An 11393-nucleotide genomic window follows, 5' to 3' on the forward strand; every position below is an offset into this window, starting at 1 on the left:
TGCGGCCGTTCGACCCGGCACCCCGGCGCCGGTGACGGCCCTCGGGGACTAGGGGAACGATCAGTGGCGCCAGCGTGTGCAGTTTCCTGCACACCGTATGGCGGCCGGTGACATGATCCTTAGCGTGGACCGAGCGCCTCTCGTTGCGCGTGCCCGCCTGATCGGCCCGGTAGCGGCATTCCGGCCAGCAGCCACCAGGCCACCCCGCCCACCGTGCCGCCGACCAGCAGCAGCGACAGCCCGATCCACCAGATCGCCGCCCGCGGCGTACGCAGCGCCAGCGGGACGCTCCGCGCGGCGGCCCTTGCTGCAGAACGTCGGCGAGGACGCCAGACCCGAAGTCGCACATCGTGCCGTATCCCGTGCTCATTGAGCCACACGCCCCGGTTTGGCGCTTATTGACCGTTATCGCGCCTCGCCTTGCCCGTCTGCCGTGCATGCAGCCCGAGGTCCTCATCGACCACCCAAGACACCGGCCCATCGGCGGCCACGGCTTGCGCAGGCCGGTAGGGGGTCGCGGTCATATCCGTCCGGAAATTCCCGCTACCGGCCGTCGACACAGGCCAGCAGCTTCCGCGAAGACCGTGTTCTCGGAAGCGCTCACAACCGGGACTTCCGAGAACGAGGTCCTGAGGGTCGCGTACGGCCGGCTCAGCACTTCCGAGAACAGCGGCCAGACAGCAAGCGGGAAATCTCGGCCGGATATGACCACGACCCCGGCGTGGCGCCGGTGGTGTCAGGAGCTGCTCGCGGTGCCAGGGCTACCCAGGTGCCGGGCGAAGAATCGGATCGAGCTGTCGATTTCGAAGGACGGGACTCGAAAGTGGCTGCCGGGGTTGGCGTGCAGGGTCTTCTCGGCGGAGCCGAGTGCGTCGAACAGCTTCATGACTGAGTCCCGCGGATTGCCTTCATCGTCCCACTGCAGCACGAACTCGACCGGGATCGTGATCCGCGCCGCGGTGTCGGTGAGCCAGTCGCTTCCGATGAGGCCGAGGACCGCAGCTGTGATCCGAGGTTCGGCCGCGACGAGGCGGATGCCCATCTCACCGGCCTGGGACAGGCCGTAGTACCCGACGGGCTGGCTGTCGCCGACGGAGTCCAGTTTCTGGAGCGCGTCCAGGGTGGTCTGCCAGTCGGGTATGAGCTGCGCCGCCACGGTTTCGTTGAGGGCGGGCCACGCCGGGCCGAAGGGCTCGCCCGCGGCCTCTCGTTCCTGGATGAGCGCGACGAGCCGCCGGATCTGCGGGTGCTCCGGCCTGTCGCCGGTACCTGGCGCGTCGATCGCGGCGACCGCGAAGCCGCAGGAGGTGACGTAGGGGAAGGCCCGGGAGACGACCTCCCCTCCCTTCTTGTGCTGGCCGCCGCCGTGTCCGATCAAGACCAGCGGACGGGGACCGGAGCCCTCGGCGGGCGTCCAGAGCACCCCGGGGATGTCTCCGATAGTGAAGAGCTGTTCGCGGATGCCGTCAGCGAACGTTTCTGAGGTGATGCGCATGGCGGGATTACATCGGCATTCCCGCTGACGAGGCGAGTCAATTATCCGGGCGGCCGGGCCGGTGCAGATGAGGCCGGCGCTCGGCTGATCTTCGGCGATCAGCCGGCCGGCGCCCGCAGCAGACGCTCCCGCTGTTGCTCGGTCAGTCGGCCGATCCGGTGCTTCTCAGCCACCCCCGGCACGGCCATCAGCGCCGCGACCCTCGCCGGTCCGTAACCAGGAACCGCGCGAAGGAACTGTGCTACCCGCGTCTTCTTCACCAGTTCCTCCCCGCTACGCCCGGCGCCGGCGGGCCCGCAACGCGCCGGACGCCACCGTCACTTTGCTCGCCGCGCTGCTGGCCGGGCGGGAGCGCGAGGTCACCGACAACCTGGTGACCTGCTGATCGCCACAATCCACCGGGTCGGCGCCCGGGCCGAGCGCAAGGTCACCGAGGAGCTCATCGCTGCCTGCAGATCGTGATGGGACCGTAGCAGAGCACCGCGTTGGCGGCGGCGAGATCTCCACCAACCGGCGCGAAGAGGTCGAGATGACGGCGCTGTGCCTGCGCATCCTGCAGGCCGGCCTGGTCTACGTCAACACTCTGATGTTGCAGGACGTGCTCGCCGAACCCGAGTGGGCCGCATTGCTCACCCCCGTCGACCGGCGCGGCCTGACCTTGCTGTTCTGGCTGCACGTGCGCCCGTACGGCGAGGTACGCCTCGACCTGAACGCCCGGCTGAGCATCGGTGCTCTCGGCTCGCTCGGCGATGCGTGATAGGTGCCCCCAGGCTGGTCCCGGTCGTCGTCGGAGGGGCTCGGGAACCGGGGGAGCGAGGTGGCGGGAAAGTGTCAGGTTTCCCCACTGCTTCGGCGAGACGGCCATCCGAGCTCGCGGCTACCGTGGAGAAAGCGGCCGACGCGCTGGCCCGCAAGGTTCAGGCGAGCGGCCGGGGCATGGGTGGCCAGGGCTTGGAGGGCTGCGCCGGCCTCGGGCGTGCGGGCCGGGATCAGGGCCAGGGTGCACGCTCGCTCGAAAACCGCGTCGATGCGTTCCCACCGTGCCGTGGCGGCAGTCAGCTCGGCGGCGTCCTCGGCCTCGGCACGGGCCAGGCAGGCGGCGGCCCAGTCGTTCTGGGCCGCGAAGGGTGCCGCCTCGGCGAGGCGAGCCCGGCGGTCCGGCAGCCCGGCGGCTACGGAGAGCTCGGCTCCCGCGGCCCGCGCGTAGGCCGCCCACCAAGGTTCGGCGAAGTCGGCGAACGCCCGCTCGACCAGCGCCTCGGCATCGTCGAAGCGGCCGGTGTGCACGGCGGTCCTGGCGTCGACGAACGCCATGCACGCTGCGAGGTCGGGCGAGTCGGCCGGGTCGGAACAGCCGGACGTCTCCGTTGCCCGAGCACGCCAGAGCTCGAACCGGTCGGATCGCCGCAGTCCATGAACCAACGCGGCCATGGCCACCGCGGAGGACATCCAGGCCATCTGCGGGGAGCCGTCGGCGCGCCAGCCGTTCCACATGGTCTCCGCGTGTGCGAGGGCTTCGTCGAAGCGGCCGGTCAATGCCAGCACCCGGACGAGCCGCGGCGCCGCGATGTAGGGGTGAGCGCCGATGGGATCCTCCGTCCGGGACCGCTGCTGGATGGTGCGCGCCGCGGGCAGGTTGCCGACGGCGATCGCGGCGCTGCTGGCGGCGTGGAAGGCATCGATGGTCTCCGCCGTGGACGCGGGGTCGCCGGCGGGCAGGGTGGTGATGAGGCCGAGTCGTTCCTGGCCGATGCGGTGCGCCTCCCGCGTGTTGCCAGCCCGGGCCGTCGCGGTGGCCAGGGCGTCGAGGGCACCGAGCAGCAGCGCGTCGTCGCCGGTGGCGCGGGCGGCGTCGACAGCCTGACGGGCAGGGCCGACTCCGGTCTCGTGCCAGGCGCGCGCGGTCAGGAGGAGGGCAGAGGCGTGCGGGTCTGCCGTGGGGAGTGCTTCCGCCAGCAGGTCGGCCTGGCGTTTGCAGGACTCCTTGGCCCCTGATCGGTAGCGCACTGCGATGATCACCGCGTGGGCGAGCGCTGCAGTGAGCAGATCGGGGCGCGGCGGGACGGCTTCGCGGGCGCGGGCAGCGGCCTCCATCATCAGCGCGTACGCGGCGCTTTCGTCGGCCACGCCCACCGCGGCCTGGGCGGCGTCCCGGAGGTCACGGAACGCCTCGGCCACGTCGCCCGCATGCCGGGCGGCCGCCGCGTAGTGGGCTCGCGCCTCGGTGAACGCGCCTCTCCCGAACGTCAGCCGGGCCAGCGACCGGGCAAGGCGGTGCGCTGCCCCGCCCGACTCGGGCGGATCGTCGGCTTCCATCAGGGCCGCGCGCAGCTCTTCGGCCACGCGGTCGAATGTGGCCGGTAGTTCTTCGAGGCGGGCCGCCGTGTTCGCCGCCCATGACAATCGTGCCGCGCGCGTTGCGGTCAGGTCTGCCGACAGGGTGAGCTGCTCGCCGGCGTAGGCGCGTACGGTGTCCAGCAGCCGCCACCGGTCGCCGTGGCGGGCCACCATGCTCTTGTCGGCCAGCCGTCCCACCACGTCGGCCACCTCCGCGAGCGGCATGCCCGAGCAGACGGCCGCGGCGGCGTCCAGGTCGAAGGCGCCGGAGAAGATCGACAGGCGCCGGAACACGGCCCGCTCCTCGTCGTCCAGCAGCTCGTGGCTCCAGCCGAGCACCGCCCGCAGCGATCGGTGACGCGTATCCGGACCCCGACCGCCCGACAGGAGGCGCGGCCGGTCCTCGATCGCGGACAGCAGCCCCGCCGTACCCAGGGATCCGGCGCGCGCCGCGGCCAACTCGATGGCCAGCGGCATGCCGTCGAGCCTGGCGCACAGGTCGTCGATGAGCTCGGGAGGGGCGTCGAAGCCGGGCTCGATCGCACGTGCGCGGTCGAGGAACAGCCGGCGCGCGTCGGTGTGCAGCGGAAGCGGAGAGATCGGGATGACCCGTTCCCCCATCACGCTCAGCCGTTCCCTGGTGGTCGCCAGCACGCGGACCTCCGGGCAGCGGGACAGGACGCGGTCGATCAGCGCGCCGGCCTCCTCGATCAGGTGCTCGCAGTTGTCCATGACGAGCAGGGCCCGTCCGGGGGCGAGCCGTTCCAGCACGGTGTGCTCAAGCGGCCTCGGCGGGTGCTCCGACACCCCGAGCGCGGCGGCCAGCGCCTGGACGACATGCCCGGCGCGGGCCGGGACCAGGTCGACGAACGCGCCGCCGTCGGGATACGCGTCGGCCACCACCGTCGCCAGCCGCGTCTTGCCCACCCCGCCCGGGCCGAGCAGCGTGACCAGGCGCGACTCCGCCAGCGCGGTGAGGGCGGCGTCGCGCTCGTCGCTTCTGCCGATGAAGCTCGTACGGCCGGCGGGCAAGCGGCTGATCTCGCCTGGCCGGACGGCCCGGAGAGCGGCGTGCGCCGCGAGGGCCCGCCGGTCGGCGACGCCGTACTTGCGCAGAAGGGACGCCACGTGGCTTTCCACGGTCCGCACCGAAAGCTGCAGGCGGCCGGCGATCTGCGCGTTGGACAGGTGCTTACCGACAGCTGCCAGGACCTCGGCTTCCCTCGGGGAGATCTCGCCTTCCATCACCCCAGGATGGCGCATCCGCCGGTGCGGCCGGTAGCGGGTGCGCGGTCGCTCGGCGGTGCTTCGGTAATGCCTCGGTGGTGCTTCGGTGGACGCCACGGTTCAGCGCGGCAGCCGGTCGGGCGCAAGGTGGTGACGTCGACATCACCACGACGGTTTCGGAGGTCACCGATGACTACTGCGATCAACCGCATCCGGCCCCGGGCCATGGTCCTGTTGTGGGCGGGGCAGGTAGTGCTCGCCGTCCAGTTCGCGATGGCCGGCGCGGTCAAGCTCGCCGGAGGCCCGGCGCTGGGCCTGGCCGGCCTGATGGCCGGCGCCGTCGTCACGAGTGTCGCGATCCTGCACGCGGACCCGTGGCTGCCCCTAGCCCTCGGTACGGTGGCCGGGCTGATCGCGGGGAGCCGGCGATGAGCGCGCTCGCCGACACGGTACGGACGATCATCGACGCCAATCGCTACCTCGCACTCGGCACGGCCGACGGGATGGGAAGCCCGTGGGTCACACCGGTCTACTTCGCGCACGACGGCTACCGGGACTTCCTGTGGATCTCCTCGCCGGGGGCGGCCCACTCGCGCAACATCGCCGAGCGCCCCGAGGTCAGCATCGTCGTCTTCGACTCCCAGGTGGAGCCCGGCAGCGGGCAGGCGGTGTACATGGCGGCGAGCGCGGCCGAGGAGATCGACCTCGACCGGTGGCTTTCGGTCTATCCGGGAGATCCCGAACGTGGTGGCTGGGCGTTCCCGCCCGATCGGTTGCGTCCGCCCGCGCCGTACCGCCTCTACCGGGCGCGCGTCACTCGGCACTGGGCGCTGTGCCCGCGCGAGCCCGGTACTGCCTGCGCGCCGCACGGACAGGCCTTCGACCACCGCACCCACGTGCTACTACCTGACGCCGACGTCAGGTGACCGGCAGCAGGCCGAAGTCGTGGGTGGCGTCGGGGCCGGTGGCGGCGAGGAGGCAGCCGACCTCGACCTCGATGGCGGTGTGGTCGCTGGGTGACGGCCGGACGGTGAGAACGGCAGATCAAACAGAGCGTCAATTCCCTCAGAACACCTTGGAGAAGTCATGAGCACTGTGATGCACGATGTCGTGTCGGTGGACGGCTTCATCGCCGACGCCGATGATCAGGTCGGCCCGCTGTTCGACTGGTACCCCAACGGTGACGTCGAACTCGTCAAAGGCAGCTCGTTCAAGACTTCGCGGGTCTCGGCCGCGTACGTCAAGCCGACCTGGGCGAGCATCGGGGCGATGGTGATCGGGCGTCACCTGTTCGTGGTATCGCACCGGCCCAAGCCCGGCGGGGTGGCCCCCTGAGGCGTCGTACCACTTCGTCGACGATGTGGCACAGGCGATCGCGAAGGCCGAGGAACTCGCCGGGGAGGCAACTCCGCGACGTGCTCGCCCGAGCCCTTGGCGAGCGCCGCGCCGCCGAGATCCTGGGACAGGTCGCTGATCGCGACACGCCGAAGCGTGTTTCCTCCAAACTCACCGGACCCTGACGCTGGCCAAGCGACAGGCGGATCCATCTCTCTTCGACAAAGTCACAGAACGCAAGCAGATCGCAGGAGGCGACAAAATGAACGACCCCGAGCCGCAGACCGCAGGCGGGAAAGTGCTACTTCACTTCAGCATGTCGCTGGACGGGTTCGTGGCGGGCCCGAACCACGCCATGAACTGGCTGACCGGGATCACCGGCCGCGACGGCGTGGAAGAGGAGTACATCAAGACCACCGGCGCGGTCCTGGGCGGGCGGAACGGCTGGGACCGCGACCCGAGCGCCCGACCCTACAGCGAGGACTGGAACGGCCCGATCTTCGTGCTCACCCACCACCCCGAAGACGCCACGCCCGCCGACGGCGTCACGTTCCTGAACTGCGACGTGGCCGAGGCCGTACGCATCGGCCTGGAGGCCGCCGGCGGCAAGAACCTCGAAGTCCTCTCCCCGACGATCGGCCGCCAACTGCTCGAACGCGGCCTGATCGATGAAATCGACCTGCACATTGCACCAATCCTGCTCGGTGACGGCATCCGACTCTTCGACAACCCCGGCGGCCAGCCGATCCGGCTGCGACACGCCCACGGCTCACAACCCTTTGCCGAGGTCGATGTGCGCTACCACCCCGTTGCAGAAGCTTAGGAACCGCGGCGGCCCCGACCGGGCCGTTCAGGTTTGGCTGCCGAGTGAGAGTTCGTCCGTCCGCTGCTGCCCGAGTCGTTGCGGGGCAGGAAGCGGTTGGACGACCGCCCGGTTCTCAACGGGATCGTGTGGAAGTCCCGTACCGGGACCGCTTGGCGTGACATACGCAAGTGGTACGGCCCATGGGCCGCGCCGCACTCGGACGCTCCCGAGGCGGGCTGACCAGCAAGATTCACCTGGCCTGCGATGCCCTGGGGCGTCCGCTCGCTTTCACCCTCACGGGCCGGGAACACCAACGACGGCACCCATTTCACCGCCGTGATGGACGCGATACGGGTGCGCCGCCCGGTCCGGGAAGGCCGCGCTTCCGGCCCGACCACGTCATCGGCGACAAGGGCTACGGCTCCAAAGCGATCCGGGCCTGACCGTCCGAATAGTTCTCCTCCGAAAGGCATCAAAATGATGCAGAACGTCCACGACGACGTCACCGCCACCGCCACCTCTCCCGCGCAGCCGCTGGTCATCGGGGGCTTGATCGCCGCGGTGGTCGCCGGCGCGGCGACCGCGGCCATCGCCGCGGTGGGTGAGCTCGCCGGGATCAGCCTGGTCGTCGGCGGCACGCCGATCCCGGTGCCCGGGTTCGGCGTGCTGACCGTCATCTTCTCCGCGGTGGGGTTGGTGCTGGCGCTGGTGCTGGCTCGCTCGGTTCGCCGTCCGCGCACGGTATTCGTCCGAACCACCGTGGTGCTCACCGTGTTGTCGCTGGTGCCGGATGTGCTCGTGGACGCGGCCCCGGCCACAAGGGTGCTGCTGATGATGACGCACGTGGTCGCCGCCGCGATCGTGGTCCCGGCCATCGCCCGCCGCCTGTCCGCCTGATACTTTCCAAGGAGTTCGCCATGATGCAGTACCTGCCGGCCGTCCAGTTCAGCGAGAGGCCGGCCGGTGCATCACGTGCTTTCGCGTCTGCATCGAGTGCGGGCATCGATCAGCCGCTCGATGACGCCTCGGAGTTGTCCGGCGGTGGCGACGCCGAAGGGCCAGACCTTCATCGCCGGTCGGCGATCTGCGGGACGGTGTAGCGGCGCTTGCCGTCATCGCCCTTCATCTCGTACAGCGCGCGGGCCATCTCCACCCCGTGGGCGTTCAGGGCCGCCGGCCGCCCGCCGACGCGGTCGCGTGCGCGGGCCGAGGCCAGTCCTTCGAGGGTGCCCTCGACGATGAGTTCGCGGAGGAATTCGTCGAAGGCACCGAACATGTGGAACTGCAGGCGTCCACCCGGCGTGGAGGTGTCGATGCCCTGCTTGAGCACCAAGAGATCGACCTCGCGCTCGCGGAGTTGCGCCGCCAAGTCCAGTTCAGGATGGGCACGGCGCGGGCGGCTGCCGCAGTAAATGCGGATTTACTGGTGGTCGCGGCGGCTACTCGGCTGCACGAAGGTACGCGCGGCCCTATAACTGAGAAGGTCTCGGCCATCTCTCGCCGAAACTGACAACCATTGGCGACCCGACTGCCACGCCTCAGATCAGGGGTAGAGCGTGTAGGTCTTGGTGTTGTTGCACACGATCGTGCCCGGAAGGCAGCGCTTGGCCCTGATCGTAATCCGGTCGAGGTTGGTGCGGGTCGTGGACCATTTGAAGCTCTTGTGGCCCTTGTTCCGGCCGGCCTCCTTGTACCCGCCGTAAATTTCGTTGCCGTTGCTCTTCTTGAAGGAGACCTCGACCACGGTCGTCCAGACGTCGTTCTTGGTGTCCGTCACGCTGCCGCGCGCCTCGCCGTAGCCGTTGCTGCAGAGCTTCAGGACGTAGCTGACGAAGCCGTCCTTGGTGTTCAGCTTGCTCCACTTGTCCTTGCAACCGGCCGAAGAGACGCTCGAGGAGGCGGTGGTGGTGGAGGCCGTGGCGGTCGTGGCCGGTGTCAGTACGGCGAAGGCCGCAGAGACCCCGACAACAGTGGCGAGCATCTTCGAGGGGGAGAGCTTCCGCATGAGATTCGATCCTTGTCAGTCAGCGAGAACTTCGCGGTGCTCCGCCTGTGATCGGAGCACCGCGAAGAACGCTAAACACCGGCGGTATAGCAGTGGTATGTCCACAGCATGTCGTGGGTCGAACCCCCTGCCCTGGTGGAGCGGCCAGATATCTCTGAAGGCTCGCGGCCACTTACCGGGGTCTGGTGCATTTGCTGGAGAGCGGTCACGGTCGGTGATCTCGGCTCAGTTCAGCAGTGCCATCTTTCTGAGGAGGTCGTGGCTGGCGCGGCCGAACATGAGCCGTTTCAAGAATTTGATCTTGCATACTTTGCCCTCGACAACGCCTGAGCTGTAAGGGAGCGTGAGTCCGTTCAGGACGGCGGCGTGGTCGCGTTCGAGGCCATTGGCGAAGGAATGCAGGTGGGGCAGGTCGTCAGCCCGGACGGCGTCGATCCAAGCGTCGAGGCGGTGGCCTTGGCGTTCGGTCATCATCTCCGCGAAGGTCTTGATGTGGCCGTGTAAGGCGCCGAGGTGCGGGCAGGCTGCCAGGACCTCCTTGAGTTTCAGCTGGTCATCCGGGTCGAGGCTGGTCGTAGGCGGGCCGGTCAGGACGGGAAGGTCGCATCGAGGGCGGCGCGGAGGTCGGCGATGAGATCGTCGGCATCCTCCAGGCCGACGGACAGCCGCAGGTGCCCGTACTCCCTGAAGGGTTCGGGGTAGTGCTCGATGCCGCCGCGTCCGGTGGTGCCGACGTGCACGATCAGGGATTCGTCGTGGCCGAGGGACACGGCGGAGGTGATGACGCGCAGGCCGTCGACGAATCGGTTCTGGGCGTCGGGGTCACCGTTCACGGCGAAGGCCATCATGGCGCCGTATCCGGCGCCCTCGAATTGGCGGAGGGCGAGCTGGTGCTGCGGGTGCGAGGTGAGGCCCGGGTAGGCGACGAACGCGACCCGCGGGTCGGCCTCCAGGAACGCCGCTACCTTCTCGGCCGAGGCGAAGTGCTGCCGCAGCCTCAGCGGCAGAGTGACGGATCCGCGCATGATCAGCCAGGCGTTGAACGGCGAGATCACTCCGCCGACCTCGACCATGGCCTCACCGCGGATCGGGCCGACGAGATCGCCGGCCCCGATGACGACCCCGCCCATCGCATCGCCGTGGCCGTTGATGTACTTCGTCAGCGAATGCACGACAAGATCGGCGCCATCCTGCAGGGGGCGGTAGAACGGCGGAGGGGTGAAGGTGGAATCGACCGACAGCAAGGCGCCGGCGGCATGCGCGATGTCGGCGAGCGCCGCGATGTCGGCGACCTTCGTCGTCGGATTGGCGATGGTCTCTGCGTGTACGAGCTTGGTGTTCGGGCGCACGGCGCGGCGGACCGCGTCGAGGTCGCCGACGTCGACGAACGTCGCCTGGATGCCGTACTTCTCCGGAAGCAGTTTGCTGAAGAGCCGCCAGACGGCCTCGTACGTCACGTCCGAGACCACCACATGGTCACCCGACTTCAGGTGGGTGAAGAACACACCGTGCAGGGCGGCCACACCCGTGGCGAAGACGACTGCGTCCTCGCCGCCCTCCAGTGCTGCGAGTTTTGCCTGGAGGCCGACTTGGTTGGCGCCGGAGTTGCGGGTGTAGACCAGTCCTTCGGCCGAGGACCAGTCCATTGTCGACGGGTCGTCCGGCAGCAGGTACGAGTTGGCCATCACCAGCGGTGTCCGTACTGCGCCGGTTCCCTTGTCGATGGTGTTGCCGGCGTGCACGGATTGGGTGGCGAACGCGAGAGTGGACGGGTCGTGCTTATCGGGTCGAGGGGTGTGCGACGAGTGGGGTGCTGTGCTCATGATCGGTGGTTCCTTTCGCCGCCGGCATCGCATTCATAGGGCAAAAAAGAGGGGCACGTGTCCGGCACGCCGACTGGGGCGAGCCTGGGGTCAGGTGGAGGTCTCAGGCGGTGGCCTGGGGTGGTGCCGGGCTGAGGTAGTGCACGGCGGTCTGGTCGGTGTGCGGAAGGAGCAGGCCCTGCAGTTCCTTCGCCGCGACCTTGAGGAGGTCGCCGTCACGGGCGGCGTGGAGGGTCGACAGCTGTCACATGATTAATCAGTGAATCTCAGCTTCTCTCATGGTCTATCTTGATCGGGTGAAGCTTTCCGAGTGGGCGGCGCGCAATGGCGTGCACTATCAGACCGCGTGGACGTGGGCGAAAGAGG

16 protein-coding genes and 1 pseudogene are annotated in these 11393 nt (G+C 69.1%); 9 read left to right on the forward strand and 8 right to left on the reverse strand.

Annotated elements, in window-relative coordinates:
• Nucleotides 1-119: 119 nt before the first annotated feature.
• From ACIBX3_RS58705 to ACIBX3_RS58715, 3 genes are all read right to left on the reverse strand, one after another.
• Nucleotides 120-347 (reverse strand): hypothetical protein, encoded by a 228-nt coding sequence (locus tag ACIBX3_RS58705; protein WP_397129561.1) that lies wholly within the window; start codon nt 345-347, stop codon nt 120-122.
• 389 nt (nt 348-736) lie between these two features.
• The gene (locus ACIBX3_RS58710) at nt 737-1495 is read right to left on the reverse strand and encodes a dienelactone hydrolase family protein (protein ID WP_397129562.1); all 759 of its coding nucleotides are present in this window, start codon (nt 1493-1495) and stop codon (nt 737-739) included.
• A 98-nt stretch (nt 1496-1593) separates the two neighbouring features.
• Complete coding sequence (locus tag ACIBX3_RS58715) at nt 1594-1755, reverse strand: hypothetical protein (protein WP_397129563.1); 162 nt, start codon at nt 1753-1755, stop codon at nt 1594-1596.
• Between ACIBX3_RS58715 and ACIBX3_RS58720 the strand changes: the two genes are divergently transcribed.
• Nucleotides 1734-1880 carry a hypothetical protein gene (locus ACIBX3_RS58720; protein WP_397129576.1) on the forward strand — a complete coding sequence of 49 codons (147 nt, stop codon included), beginning with the start codon at nt 1734-1736 and terminating at the stop codon, nt 1878-1880. The two genes, ACIBX3_RS58715 and ACIBX3_RS58720, sit on opposite strands and share 22 nt — an antisense overlap.
• A gap of 60 nt (nt 1881-1940) precedes the next feature.
• Nucleotides 1941-2252, forward strand: a complete 312-nt coding sequence (locus tag ACIBX3_RS58725) for a Tn3 family transposase (protein WP_397129574.1) — start codon at nt 1941-1943, stop codon at nt 2250-2252.
• A gap of 74 nt (nt 2253-2326) precedes the next feature.
• Here ACIBX3_RS58725 and ACIBX3_RS58730 read toward each other — a convergent pair whose 3' ends face one another.
• Complete coding sequence (locus tag ACIBX3_RS58730) at nt 2327-5077, reverse strand: ATP-binding protein (protein ID WP_397129564.1); 2751 nt, start codon at nt 5075-5077, stop codon at nt 2327-2329.
• Nucleotides 5078-5248: 171 nt separating this feature from the next.
• On the opposite strand from ACIBX3_RS58730, the gene ACIBX3_RS58735 reads away from it, so the two are divergent.
• From ACIBX3_RS58735 to ACIBX3_RS58765, 7 genes and pseudogenes are all read left to right on the forward strand, one after another.
• A complete protein-coding gene (locus ACIBX3_RS58735) occupies nt 5249-5491 on the forward strand; it encodes a hypothetical protein (protein ID WP_397129565.1) in 243 nt (80 codons plus the stop codon).
• Nucleotides 5488-5985, forward strand: a complete 498-nt coding sequence (locus tag ACIBX3_RS58740; protein ID WP_397129566.1) for a pyridoxamine 5'-phosphate oxidase family protein — start codon at nt 5488-5490, stop codon at nt 5983-5985. Before ACIBX3_RS58735 ends, ACIBX3_RS58740 begins: the two co-directional genes overlap by 4 nt.
• 160 nt (nt 5986-6145) lie before the next feature.
• Nucleotides 6146-6394 (forward strand): hypothetical protein, encoded by a 249-nt coding sequence (locus ACIBX3_RS58745; RefSeq protein ID WP_397129567.1) that lies wholly within the window; start codon nt 6146-6148, stop codon nt 6392-6394.
• 262 nt (nt 6395-6656) lie between these two features.
• On the forward strand, nt 6657-7217 hold the full coding sequence (locus ACIBX3_RS58750; RefSeq protein WP_397129568.1) for a dihydrofolate reductase family protein: 561 nt from the start codon (nt 6657-6659) through the stop codon (nt 7215-7217).
• Between the two features lie 96 nt (nt 7218-7313).
• A complete protein-coding gene (locus tag ACIBX3_RS58755) occupies nt 7314-7439 on the forward strand; it encodes a hypothetical protein (protein ID WP_397129569.1) in 126 nt (41 codons plus the stop codon).
• A pseudogene (locus ACIBX3_RS58760) lies at nt 7412-7507 on the forward strand (IS5/IS1182 family transposase); the annotation flags it as partial. The gene ACIBX3_RS58755 and the pseudogene ACIBX3_RS58760, both read left to right, overlap by 28 nt.
• Before the next feature lie 169 nt (nt 7508-7676).
• Complete coding sequence (locus ACIBX3_RS58765) at nt 7677-8096, forward strand: DUF6069 family protein (protein WP_397129570.1); 420 nt, start codon at nt 7677-7679, stop codon at nt 8094-8096.
• A 169-nt stretch (nt 8097-8265) separates the two neighbouring features.
• Here ACIBX3_RS58765 and ACIBX3_RS58770 read toward each other — a convergent pair whose 3' ends face one another.
• From ACIBX3_RS58770 to ACIBX3_RS58785, 4 genes are all read right to left on the reverse strand, one after another.
• Nucleotides 8266-8568, reverse strand: a complete 303-nt coding sequence (locus ACIBX3_RS58770) for a recombinase family protein (protein WP_397129571.1) — start codon at nt 8566-8568, stop codon at nt 8266-8268.
• Nucleotides 8569-8742: 174 nt separating this feature from the next.
• On the reverse strand, nt 8743-9204 hold the full coding sequence (locus tag ACIBX3_RS58775; RefSeq protein WP_305919512.1) for a hypothetical protein: 462 nt from the start codon (nt 9202-9204) through the stop codon (nt 8743-8745).
• 225 nt (nt 9205-9429) lie between these two features.
• Nucleotides 9430-9795 (reverse strand): transposase, encoded by a 366-nt coding sequence (locus ACIBX3_RS58780; RefSeq protein ID WP_397129575.1) that lies wholly within the window; start codon nt 9793-9795, stop codon nt 9430-9432.
• Nucleotides 9792-11027 (reverse strand): trans-sulfuration enzyme family protein, encoded by a 1236-nt coding sequence (locus ACIBX3_RS58785; protein ID WP_397129572.1) that lies wholly within the window; start codon nt 11025-11027, stop codon nt 9792-9794. Before ACIBX3_RS58785 ends, ACIBX3_RS58780 begins: the two co-directional genes overlap by 4 nt.
• Nucleotides 11028-11393 lie beyond the last annotated feature (366 nt).

It is taken from the genome of Nonomuraea sp. NPDC049480, from assembly GCF_044465905.1.
Taxonomy (GTDB): Bacteria; Actinomycetota; Actinomycetes; order Streptosporangiales; family Streptosporangiaceae; genus Nonomuraea.